Source organism: Peribacillus sp. YIM B13477, from assembly GCF_042787955.1.
GTDB classification, from domain to species: Bacteria; Bacillota; Bacilli; order Bacillales; family DSM-1321; genus Peribacillus; species Peribacillus frigoritolerans.
The window spans coordinates 21,937-40,909 of record NZ_JBHZPD010000006.1; the positions used below are offsets into that span (position 1 = coordinate 21,937).

Below are 18,973 nucleotides of genomic sequence, written 5' to 3' on the forward strand. Positions count from 1 at the left end.
ATTTTTTATCCTCATTTCATTATAGTGGTGTGATGTTGACTTATACAAAAATGGGTATGCTCACTCCAACTACTAAACTCTTCAAGTCGTTAATGACATGAAAATAGGCTCATCGATATATAGGGGAAAAGTACTTATTTACCTAATTTCAATTAAATTTTGAAGATCGGGGAGTTAAATATAGGAAATGGGGGAAAGTATAGTAGTATTGTGGCCTTTATTAACAAAGGAGGGATTTTTTTGTCTGATAAATCCAAAAAAACAAATGATGAAACGAATGAAACATTAACGAACAGGCAAGGGCACCCGGTAACGAATAACCAGAGTCTAAGAACTGTAGGGAACAGAGGTCCTAGTACACTTGAGAACTATGATTTCCTGGAAAAGATCAGCCACTTCGATAGGGAGCGCATCCCTGAACGAGTTGTGCATGCCCGCGGTGCAGGTGCGCATGGTTATTTCGTTCCGACAGGTAAAGCGGGGGACGAGCCGATTTCAAAATATACGAGAGCGAAGGTTTTTCAGGAAGAAGGTAAAAAAACCCCGGTATTCGTGAGGTTTTCATCTGTTATTCATGGAGGGACGTCCCCGGAAACGTTACGTGACCCAAGGGGATTTGCCGTTAAATTTTATACGGAAGATGGAAACTGGGATCTTGTAGGCAATAACCTGAAAATTTTCTTTATCCGTGATGCCATGAAATTCCCGGATTTGATTCATGCATTCAAACCGGATCCGGTCACGAATATTCAGGACGGCAGGAGGATTTTCGATTTTTGCTCGAGTTCACCTGAAACATTCCATATGGTTACCTTTGTGTTTTCCCCATGGGGCATCCCAGCTAACTACCGCATGATGCAAGGATCAGGGGTCAATACTTATAAATGGGTGAATGAGGAAGGGAAAGCGGTGCTCGTCAAGTATCATTGGGAACCGAAACAAGGGATCAAGAACCTGACGCAGCAAGAGGCCAATGAAATTCAAGCTACGAACTTCAATCATGCCACACAGGATCTATATGAAGCGATCGAACGCGGGGACTATCCGGAATGGGATCTCAACGTACAGATCATGAGTGATGATGATCATCCTGAGTTGGATTTCGATCCGCTGGATGATACGAAGATCTGGCCGAAAGATGAGTTCCCATGGCTGCATGTCGGTACGATGGTATTGAATAAAAACCCTGAAGACTATTTCACTGAAGTCGAACAGGCTGCATTCGGTACCGGTGTCCTAGTGGATGGACTGGATTTTTCTGATGACAAGATGTTACAGGGACGTACATTCTCTTATTCCGATACACAGCGTCACCGTGTTGGCGCGAATTATTTGCAACTGCCGATCAATGCTCCAAAGAAACGAACTGCCACGAATCAGACTGGCGGACAGATGCAATATGAAGTTGGCAGAGGCAGCCAAAGCCCCCACATCAACTACGAACCATCCACTGTCGGCGGCTTGAAGGAAGCCAATCAAACGGGCAAAGAGTATACACCTATGGTGGAAGGGAAACTTGTCCGTGAGACAATCGATCGCCAAAACAATACGAAACAGGCTGGGGAAACGTTCCGGGAATTCGAGGATTGGGAAAAAGACGATTTAATTTCCAATTTAGTGGCGGCATTGGCTCCTGCCGACAAGCGCATTCAGGAAAAAATGATAGCACTTGCAGAAGAGGCCGATGAAGAGTATGGCCGCAGGTTGAAAGAGGGACTGGCCGCGGCCTCTGAACATACGGAATCTTCAAAACCACTGGGTGGGACGGATAACCCTGAGGATGCCGTTAGAAAAGGACATGAAGCGGATCCATATTGATTGAACTGAAAAGAAGCAAACTTCCTTATAAAGGGGTTTGCCTCTTTTTTTTATGGGCATAATTAATGGATGTGTGGATGCTCTTCCAAGGATGCCTTTTAAAATCAAGCAGGAAATTGATTGGCAAAAAACTTCATAATCATTTAAACTGAAACTACTCTATTTTTCTCTTATAAAGGAGATGAAAAAATGATTAAAATTCTTTCTGCCCTTTTCCTTCCTTGTCTACTTGTCATGCTATTTTCAAGAGTCACCTATAACAATGTCGTAGGCCTTGTTTTAACTGTTGCCTTGATTACAGCGTCCGCATATAAAGGTTATACGCATACAAACTTATTGATCATCGTCGATGCCTTATCCCTGACAGTGGGATTCTGGTTATCAAAAAGAATGATGAAACGTACATCCAAGAGCGCCTGACATCAAAGGTGCTTTTTTTGTACTCAAACCTGTCATTCCCCTCAACACATCATGAAGTTCATTAAAACAAAAATCGAATGGATGTTCGCTTATTGCTGGTTTGTTTTAAGGCTATTGTGGTAGAATGTGTATATATGCTTTATTAAACCGGAATAAATAGAAGGGATATAGGCATGTCCCGTTTTCATATAAAAATATTTCAATAGGAGGCCATGCTTGGTGAAGGATAAGTTTGAGTTAGTCTCAAAATACTCTCCTCAAGGAGATCAGCCGGCAGCAATTGAAATGCTGGTCGAAGGGATTAAGGAAGGCAAGGAAATGCAGACGTTATTGGGGGCAACGGGTACAGGGAAAACGTTCACCGTTTCCAATGTGATCCAAAAGATCAATAAACCGACTCTTGTCATTGCCCACAATAAAACGTTGGCAGGGCAGCTTTACAGTGAGTTCAAAGAGTTCTTCCCTAATAATGCCGTCGAATACTTCGTTAGCTATTATGATTACTACCAGCCAGAGGCTTATGTTCCATCCACGGATACATTCATCGAAAAAGATGCAAGCATCAATGATGAAATCGATAAACTGCGTCACTCGGCCACATCATCTTTGTTCGAAAGGAAAGATGTCATCATCATTGCCAGTGTTTCGTGCATATATGGACTCGGTTCTCCTGAAGAGTACCGGGAGATGGTCGTTTCCCTCCGAACTGGTATGGAAATAGACCGGAATGCCTTGCTGCACAGACTCGTGGATATTCAATATGAGAGGAATGATATTGCTTTCCAACGGGGGACCTTCCGCGTTCGCGGCGACGTCGTCGAAATTTTCCCGGCCTCCCGTGATGAACATTGTGTACGGGTCGAGTTTTTCGGGGATGAGATTGACCGTATCCGTGAAGTCGATGCCCTGACCGGTGAAATTACCGGTGAACGGGAACATATCGCCATTTTTCCGGCTTCCCACTTCGTAACCCGCGAAGAGAAAATGCGGATAGCCATTCAAAATATCGAAACGGAACTGGAAGAGAGACTGAAGGAATTAAGGGAAGATGAAAAGCTCCTTGAAGCACAGCGCTTGGAGCAGCGTACCCGCTATGATTTGGAAATGATGCGGGAAATGGGCTTTTGTTCTGGGATCGAGAACTATTCCCGTCATTTGACGCTTCGTCCCTCAGGTGCGACACCATACACTTTAATAGATTACTTTCCAGAGGATTTCCTATTGGTCGTGGATGAATCACATGTAACCCTTTCGCAAATCCGCGGAATGTTCAATGGAGATCAGGCGCGGAAGCAAGTGCTCGTCGACCATGGCTTCCGTCTGCCGTCCGCGAAAGATAACCGCCCGCTAAGATTTGAAGAATTTGAAAAAAAGGTCCATCAATCCATATTCGTTTCGGCAACTCCGGGACCATATGAACTCGAACATACACCAGAAATGGTTCAGCAAATCATCCGTCCTACCGGATTGCTGGATCCGACGGTAGAAGTGCGGCCGATTGAAGGGCAGATAGATGACCTGATCGGTGAAATACAGGAGCGCGTCAAAAAGAACGAGCGTGTGCTCATAACGACCTTGACGAAAAAGATGTCTGAAGATTTAACTGATTATTTAAAGGAAATCGGCATCAAGGTCCAATATCTTCATTCGGAAGTGAAGACCTTGGAAAGGATAGAAATCATCCGGGAACTCCGAATGGGCAAATATGATGTACTCGTTGGAATCAACCTTTTAAGGGAAGGCCTGGATATTCCGGAAGTGTCGTTAGTGACCATTCTGGATGCCGATAAGGAAGGGTTCCTTCGCTCGGAACGTTCGCTTATTCAAACGATGGGCCGTGCAGCCCGTAATGCCAACGGCCATGTCATCATGTATGCAGACCGCATCACGAATTCGATGGAACTTGCCATCAATGAAACGAGGCGGCGCCGTGAAATCCAGGAGAAGTATAATGAAGAGCATGGAATAATGCCTCAAACCATTCAAAAGGATATCCGTGACTCCATAAGGGCGACGCATGTAGCCGAAGAAGGAGAAGAGTATAAGGAAGATCTTGCACCAAGCCTTGCGAAGCTCCCTAAAAAAGAGCGTTTAAAAGTGATGGCAAGCATGGAAAAAGAAATGAAGGAAGCGGCAAAGGCACTGGACTTCGAGCGAGCTGCCGAGTTGCGTGATTTATTACTAGAGTTAAAAGCGGAAGGGTGACGAAACATGGCAATGGATAAAATTGTGATAAAAGGCGCCAGGGCCAACAATTTAAAGAATATTGATATCACGATACCGAGAGACAAACTTGTTGTGCTGACCGGATTATCCGGATCTGGAAAGTCTTCCTTGGCTTTTGATACGATTTATGCAGAAGGGCAAAGACGTTATGTGGAATCACTGTCCGCTTATGCTCGTCAATTCTTAGGCCAAGTGGATAAACCGGATGTCGATGCGATCGAAGGTTTGTCACCAGCCATTTCCATAGACCAGAAAACGACCAGTCGGAATCCTCGTTCAACTGTAGGGACTGTTACGGAGATCTATGATTATTTAAGGCTGTTATTTGCACGGGTCGGCAGGCCGACCTGTCCGATCCATAATATAGAAATCACCTCACAAACGATCGAACAGATGGTGGACCGCATTCTTGATTACCCTGAGAGAACCAAGCTTCAAGTATTGGCACCGGTCGTCTCAGGCAGAAAAGGGACACATGCGAAGGTTTTGGAGGATGTTAAGAAACAAGGTTATGTCCGCATTCGTGTGAACGGGGAAATGCATGATCTCAGTGAGGAAATCACTCTCGAAAAAAATAAGAAACATTCGATTGAAGTCATCATTGACCGGATCGTCATTAAAGAGGGGATCATGGCAAGGCTTGCAGATTCATTGGAAAGTGCTTTACAGCTTGGCGAAGGCAAAGTCATCATTGACGTAATGGGTGAGGAAGAGCTGCTTTTCAGTGAAAATCATGCTTGTCCATACTGCGGATTTTCGATTGAAGAGTTAGAGCCGAGGATGTTTTCCTTCAATAGCCCGTTCGGGGCCTGTCCGGATTGTGATGGCTTGGGGGCGAGGCTTGAGGTGGACCGTGATCTCGTCATCCCGAATAACGAATTAAGCCTCCGTCAACATGCGATTGCGCCATGGGAGCCGACGAGTTCTCAATATTATCCTCAGCTCCTTGAAGCGGTAGCCAACCATTATGGAATAGATATGGATGTGCCCGTTAAAGATTTACCGGAAGAGAAGATGGATAAGGTCTTGCTTGGTTCAGGTAAAGATAAGATATATTTCCGTTATAAAAATGATTTTGGAAGAGTGCAAGAAGGATATATTCCATTTGAAGGAGTTTTAAGAAACATCGAAAGGCGCTTCAAGGAGACGAGTTCAGACTATATTCGTGAGCAAATGCAGAAATACATGTCAGAACATCACTGTCCAACCTGTAAGGGTCACCGTTTGAAGAAAGAGAGTCTTTCCGTGCTCATTCAAGGGGTCCATATAAGTGAAACGACAGCTTTATCAGTGGAAGATGCGTTAGTATTTTTCGATGAGCTTGATTTGACTGAAAAGGAAGCGGCAATTGCGAGATTGATTTTACGTGAAATTCGTGAGCGGCTCGGTTTCCTGGCTAATGTAGGTTTGGAATATTTGACGTTGAGCAGGGCAGCGGGAACATTATCCGGCGGTGAAGCGCAGCGTATAAGATTGGCGACGCAGATCGGTTCCCGTTTAACGGGAGTCCTCTATATTTTGGATGAACCTTCAATAGGGCTGCATCAGAGGGATAACGACCGTTTGATCGAAACATTGAAGAATATGCGCGAAATCGGGAACACCCTGATTGTTGTCGAGCATGATGAAGATACGATGATTGCTGCGGATTATTTGATTGATGTTGGTCCAGGAGCCGGAGCGCATGGAGGGGAAATAGTGGCCGCCGGTACTCCGGAAGAGGTCATGAATGATCCTAAATCCTTAACGGGTCAATATTTGGCAGGGAAGAAATTCATTCCATTGCCATTGGAACGCCGGAAAAATGATGGCCGTGTCATTGAGATAAAAGGTGCCAAGGAAAATAATCTGAAAAACGTTAATGTGAAATTCCCACTTGGGGTCTTTACAGCGGTTACAGGAGTATCTGGATCAGGGAAAAGTACATTAGTGAATGAAATCCTCCATAAATCTTTGGCTCAAAAGCTGAATCGGGCAAAAGCCAGACCAGGTGATTTCCGCGAGATTAAGGGAGTTGAGCATTTAGATAAAGTCATTGATATTGACCAATCACCAATTGGCAGGACCCCACGATCGAATCCAGCTACCTATACGGGTGTATTCGATGATGTTCGTGACGTATTTGCCTCGACTAATGAAGCGAAGATACGCGGTTATAAAAAAGGCAGGTTCAGTTTCAATGTGAAGGGCGGCCGCTGTGAAGCATGCCGAGGTGATGGCATTATCAAGATTGAAATGCATTTTCTCCCAGATGTATATGTCCCATGTGAAATCTGTCATGGTAAGCGTTATAACCGGGAAACACTTGAAGTGAAATATAAAGGGAAAAATATATCCGACATCCTCGATATGACAGTCGAGGAAGGCGTTAGTTTCTTTGAAAATATCCCAAAAATCAAACGGAAGCTGCAAACGATTTATGACGTTGGTTTGGGTTACATCAAGCTTGGACAGCCTGCCACCACTTTATCAGGCGGTGAAGCGCAAAGGGTGAAACTCGCTTCCGAATTGCATCGCCGTTCCACTGGGCGCTCATTTTATATCTTGGATGAACCGACTACCGGACTTCATGTCCACGATATAGCAAGGCTGCTCCAGGTGCTTCAGCGGCTGGTTGACAATGGGGATACAGTTTTGGTGATCGAACATAATCTGGATGTCATCAAGACGGCGGACTATATTATTGACCTGGGACCGGAAGGCGGAGATAAGGGCGGTACGATCGTCACTTATGGAACACCTGAAAAAATATGTGAAGTTTCCGAATCGTATACGGGAAAATACTTAAAACCTGTACTTACCCGTGATCAAATTCGTATGGAAAATTGGATTGAAGAAAAAGAAACAGAGCATGAACATGCTTAAAAGAACAAGCCATCAGGCTTGTTAAGGTTTTAGACAAAAAGGGTTCGGAACGGTCTAATGCCGAACCATGATTTTAAAACAAGACTAGATTAACCTTAATGGTTTTTTACAGTAATCCTTATTGGATTGAAGAAATTTGCGACACTCCTGCCGAATAACTGGCTAGCCAAGACCCCACAGCCGCTTGCGGTGAGGAGGCTTGGCGAACAGCCGGCGGAAAGGGAGCGGATTTCTGAAATCAATTGGCACGTTTTTAAATAAAAACTGCAGGCAAACTGGCTTTTCTTCGAAGTTTATCTACAGTCTGGAACAAGCCATCGGGCTTGTTTTTTTGTAGAAAAATGACAGTGTGTATTTAATCAATCATTTGATTAAAGAATGGGAAAACAAGATATTTCCGGGGAAATCAAACATCTTCCTTTTCGGAAATTGTCATTTTCGTTTGTCGAATGATGGGAAAAACGGTATTTATGAAACTTTTTAGATATCTAGGCGTATGTATGAATAAAATGATAGAAGAAAGCGAGGAATGTTCATGCAGGAGGAAAGAAAGAAAATTTTGGAAATGATTCAGGATGGAAAGTTATCAGCGGAAGAAGCCATGGGCCTATTGGAAGAATTAGATAAAGCCAGTCAGGAAAGTGAAGCTAAAGAGCAGAAATTGCAAAATGAATTATCGACGGTAGTCGTGGATAAGAAAAGCGAAGGAAGCAATCAGGATACGTTTAAGAAGAATATCCAGTCATCAAAAGAAAAGATTATGGATTTCGTTGAAAGTGCTTTTAAGAAAATCAAAGAAACGGATCTTGATTTCAATTTTGGGAAATCTGTGGAGGTCAGTCATATTTTCCAGCATGATCAAGATTTCCTGAATGTAGTTGATGTAGATATAGCAAATGGGAAAATGAAAATCGCCGCATGGGACCATGATGATGTCCGGGTGGAATGCCAAGCTAAGGTATACCGTGTGGAAGATATAGAAGAAGCCAGGAAAAACTTTTTGGAAGAAGTCGATTTCACGATTGAAAATGGAAAATTGAAGTTCAAGGTTCGTGAAAAATCAATAAAGGTTGATACGACCATGTACATTCCAAGAAAGGAATATGAGGACATTCATGTAAGGATGTTCAATGGAGCAATCATGGCTGAATCATTGAAATCAGAGAACTTTAAAGCGAAAACGGCGAATGGTGCCATTCATATCATGCAGGGTACGGGTGATTTCTGTGAGCTTGAAACTGGTAACGGGATGATCACCATTTCAGATACCAATTTTAATGACCTGGAAGCCGAGACCTTGAATGGAGCAATTAATGCCGATGGGTACTTCAAGAAATTGGATGTTCAAACGTTCAATGGTGAAGTCATCTGTACGAATTCAGGAATGGATTGCGATTCGATCCATGCTAAGTCAGTCACTGGAAAAGTCCAGCTGACCCTGCCTCCAGGCAAGGCGATCGAAGGAGAGTTGAAATCCAATTTAGGAAGCTTTAATGTAACTTTGGAAGGGATGACCATCATCGAAGAGAAAAGTGATGTGGTTCAGAAGGTCCTTAAGTTCAAGACGGTTAAAGAAGAAGTTCCTGTGCTTCATGTTTTTGCAGAAACGAAGACTGCAGCAATAACGGTTTCCTGAAGAAAGGGAAAGACTGTTGATATCACTGACGGAGCAAACTGCAGGGAAACTCTCTGAAAACGAGTTTGCCTGCAGTTTTTTTATGAATTGTTCTAATTTAAAAATAAGGTTGATTGGAGCGGGTGTACGAGACTCCTGCGGGAAAAGCGCGTCTAGGGGAGACCCCGCAGGCGCAAGCCGAGGAGGCTCCACGACCGCCTCTGGATAAGCGAGTGACTGGAGCGGAAATCAACATGCAATTTTTAGCGAAACCACACCTAAGGGGGTGCTTGGGAGTTGGTTCGGGAACATCATTTGATGAAAGATGCGTTTTCCTATCCCTTTTGTCTCCAAAGTGAGCCGGCCAATATAAAATGGCGGGCTTTCTTTTATTTATGTTCATCCTCATCTCTTTCCTGTTCACGTGGCAAATCCGTGCGGAGTGAATAAAAAAACGATAAATCGATAATGCATTGTTTGGTTATTAACAGAAAAATGCTAAAATAGAAAAAGTATCTCAAAAAATAGCATCGCTCCAAAAGGAGGAAAGATATATGGCAAAAGTCCGTACAAAGGATATAGTAGAAGCGTTCGGTCTAGAACTTATCAGTGGGGAAGAAGGAATTAACCGACCGATCGTCACGAGTGATTTATCTCGTCCCGGACTTGAAATAGCCGGTTTTTTTGATTATTATCCAGCAGATCGAGTACAGCTGTTAGGTATGACGGAGATGTCCTTTTTTAATCGGTTGAATGAACCGGATCGAATACAGAGGATGGAAGAGTTGTGCCGGGACTTCACTCCAGGCATCATCATTACGCGTGGTCAGGAAGTGCCGATAGAATTGATCGAAGCTTCTGAGCGGGAATCCGTTCCTGTGATGAGATCCAATATGAAGACGACAAGGTTATACAGCCGTCTGACCAATTTCCTTGAAAGCAGGTTGGCACCAACCACTGCCGTTCATGGTGTATTGGTGGATATCTATGGTTTAGGTGTGTTGATCACCGGTAAAAGCGGAGTCGGTAAAAGTGAGACAGCCCTGGAATTAGTGAAACGGGGTCATCGTCTCGTAGCCGATGACTGCGTCGAAATCAGGCAGGAAGATCAAGATACGCTAGTCGGGAATGCCCCGGATTTAATCGAACATCTTCTTGAAATAAGGGGATTGGGAATCATAAATGTAATGACACTTTTTGGAGCTGGTGCAGTCCGCAGCAATAAAAAGATCTCAATCGTCATCAATCTGGAACTATGGGAAAAAAATAAGCAGTATGACCGGGTTGGCCTTGATGAAGAAAAAATGAAAATCATCGATACGGAAGTGACAAAAATTACCGTACCTGTCCGTCCAGGGCGAAATTTAGCCGTTATCATTGAAGTGGCAGCCATGAATTACCGCCTGAAACGAATGGGAGTAAATGCTGCAGAACAGTTTTCAGATCGCTTGAACCATGCCATTGCAGATCCGGAACATGATGAATTTTAAAAGGTTATAGGAAAAGAGGGGACAAAATGGAACAAGGAATACAGCCGCTGAATCCGATAGCGATTGATCTAGGGCCCATCCAGGTACATTGGTATGGGCTAATCATCGGTTTCGGTGTGTTATTGGGACTAATTATCGCATTAAGGGAGTCTGAGCGAAGAGGTCTTGATAAGGAAATATTTACTGATTTGATTTTGTTTGCTGTCCCGATCGCGATCATTAGTGCCCGTATTTATTATGTGATCTTCCAATGGGAGTACTATTCACAAAACCCGGGGGATATCATAAAAATATGGAATGGCGGAATTGCCATACATGGTGCGTTGATCGGATCGGTGCTGACTGCAATCGTTTTTGCAAAGGTCAAGAAGGTCTCATTTTGGAAGCTGGTGGATATTGCTGCACCGAGCTTATTGCTGGGGCAGGCGATTGGCCGTTGGGGTAATTTCATGAATCAGGAAGCGCATGGGGGAGAAGTAACAAGGTCATTCCTTGAAAATATGCATTTGCCTGAATTCATCATAAATCAAATGTACATAAACGGTACTTACTATCACCCGACCTTCTTGTATGAATCGATTTGGAATATCCTCGGAGTCATAATTCTCTTAAGTTTACGGAAAGTGAACTTGCGCAGGGGGGAACTGTTTTTAACCTATGTAATATGGTATTCCATCGGACGTTATTTCATCGAAGGATTGCGGACGGACAGTTTGATGCTGACGGAGTCACTGCGGATCGCACAAGTGATTTCGATAGTGTTGATAGCTGTAGCCATTGCTTTAGTGGTCTATAGAAGGGTCCGCGGGCATGCAGACAAAAGATATTTAGATGCATAGGTAATATGTGAAAAGGGAGAGGGCATAGTGATAGTAGATTCGGTTAAAAAGGGACTTCTTTCAGGCTTGGATACAACCTGGTCTTTGGGGAAAGTGATATTTCCGGTTACTCTGATCGTCACTGTGCTTCAATATACGCCTGTGTTGCCGTTCATCATCAACTTGATAGCGCCTTTGATGAATCTCATCGGTCTTCCAGGGGATGCTGCAATTCCTCTTGTATTAGGGAATTTCCTGAATTTATACGCAGCGATTGCTGGCATATTAACGCTTGATTTGACTGTGAAAGAAGTTTTTATCATCGCTATGATGCTATCTTTTTCACATAATTTATTGATTGAGTCAGGTGTGGCGATGAAAACCGGTGTCAAGCTGTGGGTCATTCTAACAGTACGGATCGGGCTTGCGCTTTTGTCCGCGGTCGTCATCAATCTTGTTTGGCAGGGCGGATCTGAAATGGCCCAAGGAACGGCTATCGGGGAGGCTGCAGAGATTAACGGAACGGGAGCAATCCTTTTGCATGGGGTCATCCAGGCCCTTTCAGGAATTGGCCAGCTTGCGGTCATCGTTATTCCGCTCATGGTGGCGGTTCAAATCATGAAGGATTTAAAGTGGCTGGAAGCCTTCTCGAAGAGCCTTGCTCCTTTCATGAAGGTCCTGGGGATGAAGCCGAATGCTTCCATGCCTTTCGTTACAGGCCTGACTCTTGGTTTGGCATATGGCGCGGGCGTAATGATTCAAGCGGCTAAAGAGGATAATGTTTCGAAGAAGGATATGACGATTGCATTCATCTTTTTAGTTGCCTGCCATGCTGTTGTAGAAGACACACTGATTTTTATTCCGCTGGGGATTCCGGTCTTGCCGCTGTTACTTATTCGGCTGCTCACTGCCATTGTTTTAACGATGGTCGTTGCGTATATATGGAATCGGACTGATAGGGTACAGAGAAAGGAAGCTGTATATGAACAGTAACATAACTACATTATTATTTGATCTTGATGGTACGTTGATTAATACAAATGAATTGATCATCGCCTCTTTTACAGAAACTTTAAACCACTTTTGTCCTGGAAAGTACAAGCGGGAAGATATCATTCCATTTATCGGACCGACTTTGGTCGATACGTTTTCTTCCATTGATCCAAAACGTGTGGATGAAATGATCGCATACTATCGGGAGCATAATTGGAGGAACCATGATTTGCTTGTCACACAATTTGACGGGGTGTTCGAAACCGTTCAAACGCTGAAGCAGAGCGGTTATAAATTGGCAGTCGTTACGACAAAGAAGCGTGATGTCGTCGAAAAGGGCCTGCGTTTAAGCAAACTGGATCAGTTCTTTGAAGTGGTGGTCACACTGGATGAGGTGGAAAAGGCAAAGCCGGACCCAGAGCCTTTGGTAAAAGCTTTACATCAACTCGGTTCGGTCCCTGAGGAAGCGATCATGATTGGCGACAATTATCATGATATCATGGGCGGGAAAAATACAGGTACAAAAACGGCAGGGGTCTCCTGGTCCATTAAAGGCCGTGAATTCCTGGAAAGCTATCACCCTGATTATATACTTGAGCAGATGGCGGATTTATTGAATATCGTTGAGGTTGAAAAACTCACGGAGGCTAGAAAAAAATGAGGCGCACGTCCCGCTATCCAGTTGAAGGGGCCAATTCACTATGGCATGTATTTAAGACCGTTCCATTCTGGAAAGTCGTCAAGAATTTTGTGGTGATACAGATAGCGCGTTACACGCCTTTTCTGGGCATGAAGAATTGGCTATACAGGACTTTTTTACATATGAAGGTCGGGAAGCATACTTCGTTTGCCTTGATGGTCATGCCTGATGTGATGTTTCCGGAAAAAATATCGGTCGGAATAAATACTGTCATTGGCTATAATACGACGATCCTTGCTCATGAATATTTGATTCATGAATATCGTTTAGGAGAAGTGGTCATTGGCGATGAAGTATTGATTGGCGCGAATTCGACCATTCTTCCAGGACTTTCAATTGGTAATGGGGCGATTGTCTCTGCGGGGACGCTTGTCCATAAGGATGTTCCGGAGGGAGCTTTCGTTGGGGGGAATCCAATGAAAATCATATATACCAAAGAGGAAATGCTTGAGAGAGAGCAGCAAACTTCCTTATGATAAAAGAAAGGACTTGCCCCTATATGCGGCAGGTCCTTTTTTAATGGCAATTTGGGTATAACGGAGTCAGTTCATTCTTTAGATGATCTATCACTTCGTTGATTGATATATTTTCCTGGTTCACCGTCGCTTCATACGTTTCTTTTAAAATTTGAAAAAACCTTTCCTGTGCCTGTTTTTCCATATTGAGCTTGTCCTCCCATCATCTAGTAAAGATTTATGTAGAGGGAGCTGAACGACTTCAGCCCCGCATCTCATTTATCTATTCCGATTTCAATAAATCGGCAACCAATACGTACCGTTCCGGTGCACTACCAATATATGAAAAAGGGTAGCAGGTTGTTACTGTAAGTGTGGCTTTAGGCTTGGGAACGATCACGGTACGGTCATCCGCATCGACGATACGGACCTTCCTCACTTTATATGTAAACGAACCTGCTTCTGTCTTGGCAATCAGCAAGTCACCCTCGCCGACTTCACCTAGATCTCTGAAAATTGTATCTCGATGACCGGATAAAACGGAATTATCCTTTTCACCGGGAAGGACGGACCCCGCATAGTGACCGACGCCCTTTTCGAGTTCATCTTCGTCCGTTCCGTGATAAATTGGGAGTGTTGCCTCGATTTTTGGGATATAAAGCTCACCCATCAAATCACCTGTCTCCGGTCGTTCTTCATATAGTTCAAGCTCATCGGGACTATTTGCTTTCGTCTTCGGTTCGGGGAGCTTAGCCGTCGCTTCCGTCGTGTCAGATTCATTCCATTTATATAGGGCATAGCCTTTTAACAGCGTATAAGCGTTTGTCGTTGTAAAATAAAAACCTAAGGTTAAAAAGAAAACAGCAGTGATAAGCAACGATTTTTTCTTATGCCTGGATTGCCTATTTTTGCTCATCTTAATTAGTGAGTCTCGCTTTTCTAATTAATCCGAAAGCGATACCCATCAACACTAAACCGCATAAAGCACCGAATAAATAATTACCTGCCGTTTTAGGAAGCACTCCGCCTTTTTCCGTTTTATGCTCAGGTTTCGAAGGTTTCCTCTTTTCTTTTTTTACCTCAGCCACTTTAGAAATGACCTCGGTGGACTGTTTCATGTCATTGCCGGTTTCTTTCACTAAATCGGAACCGATCATTTCACCAGTCAATGTAAAATCTAGAAGGAAATGTCCGTTTAAATCATAAATGGAAACTAGTAAACTAGCATTCGTCAATTCCTTAAGCTGGAATAATGCCTCAAGGGATAGGTTTGTCGTGACACCATCCTGAATTAAAGAAAATTTGAATTGAATTTGCAGCAAGCTTTGAAGATCATTATATATCGAAAGCAATTCTGCCACTTGTTCTGCAGATAATTCATCAATTGTTTCAAAATACTCTAGTTGATTCATCCTATCGGAGATCGCCATTAAACGAGATTCAAAAGAAGGGCCTTCGACGATAGGCAAAAGGTGGTTCATGAATCTGTCGAGCTCTTCGTCCGTAAGGCCGATCTCAGTAAAGAGACCATCCATTAAATCGCTGATCTCTTCCTCGTCATATTCCATCTCTTCCTCATCATAATCCATTTCTAAATCGATGATATCCTCAATGTCGTAAATGAAATGGAAGGTATCGATGATGGAATCACCCTCTTCCAGTTCGCCGTATTCCATTAATAATTCAGTAAGTTCAGCTTCTGTCATTTCATATTGTTTAAGTAGATTCTGTAAGGTCTCGGGAGTGACGGCAGGTCCTAATGTTTCACGCAACTCTTCTGCCGATTTCAGTTCATTCAATGTTAAGTCGTAATAGGATAAATACTCTTCCAATTCTTCTTGCGTCATTCTAACTTCAGAAAGGTATGCATTAAGCTCATCCTGGTTGATCTTAGTTGCCGCAAAACCCTTCGTTCCGCTTGATCCCAGTGAAAAAAGAACGATAAGTGCCATAAAAAACGAAAAAAATTTCTTCATTCCCATATCCCCCTAAATTTCTCTAATATTGCCAAACCCCTATGTATTATAAAACAGCTAAACCAAAAGGTACACATTAATAACAATGAATGGCTAAAGACAGGAAGAAGTATTCGGGGAAAAGGGCTTAAACCAATCATGGAGAATATCCAAGACCGACGTGGTAGGAAGGAATGGGATTAGGCATATTTTCCTTGACGTGAGGTGGGGGCGGGGGTAAACTATTAATAACTTCAACCTGCTACCATATTAGCGAACTAAAGTGATTTAATAGATTATTGCGATTATTTATAGGATTATGTCATTTAATTTGATACTATTTTTATATGTTATCCGAAAATTGGATTTAAGCGTGAAAACCTTGGAAAGATAAAGGATAAACAAAATAGGGAATGGGTGCATCGGTTTTTGCCTATAGGCGGACCGATTGGATATAGATAGTAATCAATATTGCAAAAGGATGTGCAGTCGTGACAAAGCCATTTATGTTTGAAAAACCATTAGGCATGAGAGATACATTGCCGGTGCTGTATGAAACGAAAGTGTCGGCTAGAAATAAAATGAGTGATGAAATCAAGAAGTGGGGCTATCAATTTATTGAAACGCCAGCTTTGGAATATTATGAAACAATTGGCGAGGCTTCAGCAATATTGGATCAACAGTTGTTTAAACTTCTTGATTCCCAGGGGCATACGCTCGTACTCCGTCCCGAGATGACAGCGCCCATTGCACGGGTCGCAGCATCCAAGCTGCTAAAACAGCAAATTCCGCTTCGCCTGGCCTATTCCGCGAATGTATACCGGGCACAGCAGCGTGAAGGAGGCAAGCCGGCAGAATTCGAACAGATTGGCATTGAATGTATCGGGAATAAGTCAATAAGTGCCGATGCTGAAATGATTGCCCTGCTTGCGGATGCTCTAAAGGCTGCAGGGCTTCAGGAATTTAAAATTTCCATTGGACATATCGGATTTCTGCAAGAGTTTTTCTTGAGCATTCTAGGTACGGAGGAAAGGGCCTCTATATTAAGGAAGTTTTTGTATGAAAAAAATTATGTTGGTTATCGGGAGCATGTTAAATCACTGCCGCTTTCATCCATTGATAAACAACGGCTTATCGAATTTACCTCCTTACGTGGCAGTGAAGGAACCATGGAAAAGGCGCTAGGGTTGGTTGAAAATAATAAAGGGCAAGATTCTTTGGCTGAACTGAAGGAATTGTCTGCGCAGCTAAAAGAATTTGACGTTGAACAATATGTGAGCTTCGACCTAACATTGGTCAGTCATATGAGTTATTACACGGGAACTTTATTTGAAGTGTATGCCGGACAAGTCGGTTCTCCAATCGGCAATGGCGGCCGGTATGATAACCTGCTTGAGAAGTTCGGCTGGAATGCTTCGGCCACAGGTTTTGCAATCCGGGTGGATCGTCTTGCAGAAGCTCTTGGGGAGCCGATTCAGCCTGTCCCGCCAGAATGTATTTTATTCAGTCCCGAACGAAGATTGGAAGCGATCGGTTTTGCAAGGGAAAAACGCTCCGAAGGGAAATCGGTAACGATTCAAGATATTACAGTCGTCCAAAATGTCGATGCTTTTACACGGACATTTTCTGAAGTTCATTTATTCGTGGGGAACGGGGGGAATGGAAAAGATGAATAATAGCTTTTTAACGATTGCCATGCCGAAAGGGAGAATATTTGAAGAAGCGGCAGAGCTATTAAGAAGGGCCGGTTTTCGTCTCCCTCCCGAGTTTGATGATTCCCGGAAATTGATCCTTGAGGTGGAAGAAGAGAATCTGCGGTTCATTTTAGCTAAACCGATGGATGTCGTAACCTATGTGGAACACGGTGTCGCTGACATTGGAATTGCAGGGAAGGATGTCATGCTTGAGGAAGAACGTGATGTCTATGAGTTACTTGATTTGAAAATCAGTGCCTGCTACTTGGCTGTAGCTGGACTGCCTGGTACGAAAATAAGTGACATCGCCCCCAAAATAGCCAGTAAATACCCGAATGTTGCTTCCAGTTATTTTCGCGAGCAGGGGGAGCAAGTCGAGATTATAAAGTTGAATGGGTCTATTGAGTTAGCACCGTTAATTGGTTTAGCTGAACGAATCGTCGATATCGTTTCAACCGGGCGGACATTGAAGGAAAACGGTCTTGTGGAATATGCGAAAATCGCCAATGTGACTTCGAGGCTGGTAGCAAACCCTGTCAGCTATCGAATTAAAGAAGCAAGGATTACCGAAATCGTGGAACGGCTAGCAGAAATTATTGAATAGTAAAGAATCGCTAATGAGGTGAAGGTATGAAAATAGAACGGTTTGCTGAAGGGATTTCCCTGAAACGCTCGGTTGAAGCAGGTACTGCCGATCAAAGAAAAGCGGTTCAGGATATTATTTATGATGTCAGGAAACGCGGAAACGCGGCTTTACATACCTATACTGAACGTTTCGATGGTGTCAGTCCAGGGGAATTGCTTGTATCGGAGCAGGAAATGGAAGAAGCGACAGCGGCATTGACTGCTGAGCAGCTTGATATTATTCAAGAAGCTGCGAATAATATCCGAATGTTTCACGAGAAACAAATTCGAAATTCATGGTTTACGACTGATGATACAGGAACGATGCTAGGACAAAAATTGACACCTCTTGATGCTGTAGGTGTTTATGTACCTGGAGGCACAGCGGCCTATCCTTCGTCAGTATTGATGAATGCACTGCCTGCGAAGGCCGCGGGGGTGGAACGGATCGTTATGGTATCTCCTCCAGGGAAAGATGGGAAATTATCGCCAGCGGTTTTGGCAGCCGCCAAAATTGCCGGAGTTAAGGAAATCTATAAAGTTGGCGGGGCTCAGGCCATAGCTGCCCTCGCTTACGGGACGGAAACAATTAAGAAAGTGGATAAAATAGTGGGTCCGGGAAATATATATGTGGCGTTAGCGAAGCGCGAAGTATTCGGGGATGTCGCCATTGATATGATCGCAGGTCCAAGTGAAATAGCGGTATTGGCGGACGAAACGGCCATCGCTGCAGAAGTAGCGGCAGACTTGTTATCACAGGCGGAGCATGATGCCCAGGCTTGCAGTGTTTTGGTCACGACTTCTACGTCTCTTGCAGAAGAAGTGGCATCAGAAGTGACCAAGCAGGTGGCGTTGCTTCCGCGTCATGATATTGCTGCAGCATCGATAAGGGATTATGGAAGAATCGTTGTATGCGGGAATATGGCAGAAGCTGTTGAAGCGATTAATGAACTTGCACCGGAACATTTGGAAATTGTGACCAAAGATGCACTTGAAATCATGGCTAAAATCCGTCATGCCGGTGCAATCTTCATTGGCCGTTTTAGCTCGGAGCCCGTCGGGGATTACTTTGCAGGCCCCAATCATGTGTTGCCTACCAATGGAACCGCCCGTTTTTCCAGCCCGCTGAATGTGGATGATTTTCAAAAGAAATCGAGCATCATCATGTATAGTGAAACGGCCTTCCGCAAAAATGCAGAAAAAATCGCAGCATTTGCCCGAATGGAAGGACTTGAGGCCCATGCCCGTGCCATCGAATCACGTGGTGTGAATGAATCGGGAAAAGGTCCTGAATGATTAA

The 18,973-nt window shown here is 43.8% G+C and carries 16 protein-coding genes; 13 read left to right on the forward strand and 3 right to left on the reverse strand.

Annotated features, from left to right (window positions below):
- Nucleotides 1-234 precede the first annotated feature (234 nt).
- From ACFX4H_RS17775 to ACFX4H_RS17820, 10 genes are all read left to right on the forward strand, one after another.
- A complete protein-coding gene (locus tag ACFX4H_RS17775) occupies nt 235-1,818 on the forward strand; it encodes a catalase (RefSeq protein ID WP_142953137.1) in 1,584 nt (527 codons plus the stop codon).
- 189 nt (nt 1,819-2,007) lie between these two features.
- Nucleotides 2,008-2,238, forward strand: a complete 231-nt coding sequence (locus tag ACFX4H_RS17780) for a CsbA family protein (RefSeq protein WP_034309928.1) — start codon at nt 2,008-2,010, stop codon at nt 2,236-2,238.
- Nucleotides 2,239-2,457: 219 nt separating this feature from the next.
- Nucleotides 2,458-4,443, forward strand: a complete 1,986-nt coding sequence (gene uvrB / locus ACFX4H_RS17785) for an excinuclease ABC subunit UvrB (protein ID WP_034311616.1) — start codon at nt 2,458-2,460, stop codon at nt 4,441-4,443.
- Nucleotides 4,444-4,449: 6 nt separating this feature from the next.
- Nucleotides 4,450-7,329 carry an excinuclease ABC subunit UvrA gene (uvrA, locus tag ACFX4H_RS17790; protein WP_377435956.1) on the forward strand — a complete coding sequence of 960 codons (2,880 nt, stop codon included), beginning with the start codon at nt 4,450-4,452 and terminating at the stop codon, nt 7,327-7,329.
- Nucleotides 7,330-7,864: 535 nt separating this feature from the next.
- Nucleotides 7,865-8,965 (forward strand): DUF4097 family beta strand repeat-containing protein, encoded by a 1,101-nt coding sequence (locus ACFX4H_RS17795; RefSeq protein WP_377435957.1) that lies wholly within the window; start codon nt 7,865-7,867, stop codon nt 8,963-8,965.
- A gap of 533 nt (nt 8,966-9,498) precedes the next feature.
- Nucleotides 9,499-10,434, forward strand: a complete 936-nt coding sequence (gene hprK, locus ACFX4H_RS17800; RefSeq protein WP_034309933.1) for an HPr(Ser) kinase/phosphatase — start codon at nt 9,499-9,501, stop codon at nt 10,432-10,434.
- Nucleotides 10,435-10,460: 26 nt separating this feature from the next.
- The gene (gene lgt / locus ACFX4H_RS17805; protein WP_034309934.1) at nt 10,461-11,273 is read left to right on the forward strand and encodes a prolipoprotein diacylglyceryl transferase; all 813 of its coding nucleotides are present in this window, start codon (nt 10,461-10,463) and stop codon (nt 11,271-11,273) included.
- A gap of 27 nt (nt 11,274-11,300) precedes the next feature.
- Nucleotides 11,301-12,245, forward strand: coding sequence for a nucleoside recognition domain-containing protein (locus ACFX4H_RS17810; protein WP_034309936.1), 945 nt, complete (start codon nt 11,301-11,303; stop codon nt 12,243-12,245).
- Nucleotides 12,235-12,906 (forward strand): pyrophosphatase PpaX, encoded by a 672-nt coding sequence (ppaX, locus tag ACFX4H_RS17815; protein WP_377435958.1) that lies wholly within the window; start codon nt 12,235-12,237, stop codon nt 12,904-12,906. The genes ACFX4H_RS17810 and ppaX overlap by 11 nt, the downstream gene beginning before the upstream one ends.
- A complete protein-coding gene (locus ACFX4H_RS17820; RefSeq protein ID WP_034309938.1) occupies nt 12,903-13,421 on the forward strand; it encodes an acyltransferase in 519 nt (172 codons plus the stop codon). Before ppaX ends, ACFX4H_RS17820 begins: the two co-directional genes overlap by 4 nt.
- A 40-nt stretch (nt 13,422-13,461) precedes the next feature.
- Here the strand turns inward: ACFX4H_RS17820 and ACFX4H_RS17825 are convergent, their stop codons facing one another.
- The 3 genes from ACFX4H_RS17825 to ACFX4H_RS17835 form a co-directional block, all read right to left on the reverse strand.
- A complete protein-coding gene (locus tag ACFX4H_RS17825) occupies nt 13,462-13,605 on the reverse strand; it encodes a YwzD family small protein (RefSeq protein ID WP_161784862.1) in 144 nt (47 codons plus the stop codon).
- Between the two features lie 78 nt (nt 13,606-13,683).
- Nucleotides 13,684-14,322 carry a class D sortase gene (locus tag ACFX4H_RS17830; RefSeq protein ID WP_063589715.1) on the reverse strand — a complete coding sequence of 213 codons (639 nt, stop codon included), beginning with the start codon at nt 14,320-14,322 and terminating at the stop codon, nt 13,684-13,686.
- The gene (locus tag ACFX4H_RS17835; protein ID WP_377435959.1) at nt 14,318-15,376 is read right to left on the reverse strand and encodes a processed acidic surface protein; all 1,059 of its coding nucleotides are present in this window, start codon (nt 15,374-15,376) and stop codon (nt 14,318-14,320) included. Before ACFX4H_RS17835 ends, ACFX4H_RS17830 begins: the two co-directional genes overlap by 5 nt.
- Before the next feature lie 470 nt (nt 15,377-15,846).
- On the opposite strand from ACFX4H_RS17835, the gene ACFX4H_RS17840 reads away from it, so the two are divergent.
- The 3 genes from ACFX4H_RS17840 to hisD are packed head-to-tail and all read left to right on the forward strand — an operon-like array spanning nt 15,847 to nt 18,969.
- On the forward strand, nt 15,847-17,031 hold the full coding sequence (locus ACFX4H_RS17840) for an ATP phosphoribosyltransferase regulatory subunit (RefSeq protein WP_377435960.1): 1,185 nt from the start codon (nt 15,847-15,849) through the stop codon (nt 17,029-17,031).
- The gene (gene hisG, locus ACFX4H_RS17845; protein ID WP_034311625.1) at nt 17,024-17,653 is read left to right on the forward strand and encodes an ATP phosphoribosyltransferase; all 630 of its coding nucleotides are present in this window, start codon (nt 17,024-17,026) and stop codon (nt 17,651-17,653) included. Before ACFX4H_RS17840 ends, hisG begins: the two co-directional genes overlap by 8 nt.
- Nucleotides 17,654-17,679: 26 nt before the next feature.
- Complete coding sequence (hisD, locus tag ACFX4H_RS17850; RefSeq protein WP_377435961.1) at nt 17,680-18,969, forward strand: histidinol dehydrogenase; 1,290 nt, start codon at nt 17,680-17,682, stop codon at nt 18,967-18,969.
- Nucleotides 18,970-18,973 lie beyond the last annotated feature (4 nt).

What these genes read in the sequence shown, in the direction of transcription:
- ACFX4H_RS17825 (WP_161784862.1), bottom strand. Translation starts at nt 13,605, where the DNA reads ATGGAAAAACAGGCACAGGAAAGGTTTTTTCAAATTTTAAAAGAAACG.
- ACFX4H_RS17780 (WP_034309928.1), top strand. Translation starts at nt 2,008, where the DNA reads ATGATTAAAATTCTTTCTGCCCTTTTCCTTCCTTGTCTACTTGTCATG.
- lgt (WP_034309934.1), top strand. Translation starts at nt 10,461, where the DNA reads ATGGAACAAGGAATACAGCCGCTGAATCCGATAGCGATTGATCTAGGG.
- hisD (WP_377435961.1), top strand. Translation starts at nt 17,680, where the DNA reads ATGAAAATAGAACGGTTTGCTGAAGGGATTTCCCTGAAACGCTCGGTT.
- ppaX (WP_377435958.1), top strand. Translation starts at nt 12,235, where the DNA reads ATGAACAGTAACATAACTACATTATTATTTGATCTTGATGGTACGTTG.
- ACFX4H_RS17820 (WP_034309938.1), top strand. Translation starts at nt 12,903, where the DNA reads ATGAGGCGCACGTCCCGCTATCCAGTTGAAGGGGCCAATTCACTATGG.
- ACFX4H_RS17795 (WP_377435957.1), top strand. Translation starts at nt 7,865, where the DNA reads ATGCAGGAGGAAAGAAAGAAAATTTTGGAAATGATTCAGGATGGAAAG.
- uvrA (WP_377435956.1), top strand. Translation starts at nt 4,450, where the DNA reads ATGGCAATGGATAAAATTGTGATAAAAGGCGCCAGGGCCAACAATTTA.
- ACFX4H_RS17835 (WP_377435959.1), bottom strand. Translation starts at nt 15,376, where the DNA reads ATGAAGAAATTTTTTTCGTTTTTTATGGCACTTATCGTTCTTTTTTCA.
- hprK (WP_034309933.1), top strand. Translation starts at nt 9,499, where the DNA reads ATGGCAAAAGTCCGTACAAAGGATATAGTAGAAGCGTTCGGTCTAGAA.
- hisG (WP_034311625.1), top strand. Translation starts at nt 17,024, where the DNA reads ATGAATAATAGCTTTTTAACGATTGCCATGCCGAAAGGGAGAATATTT.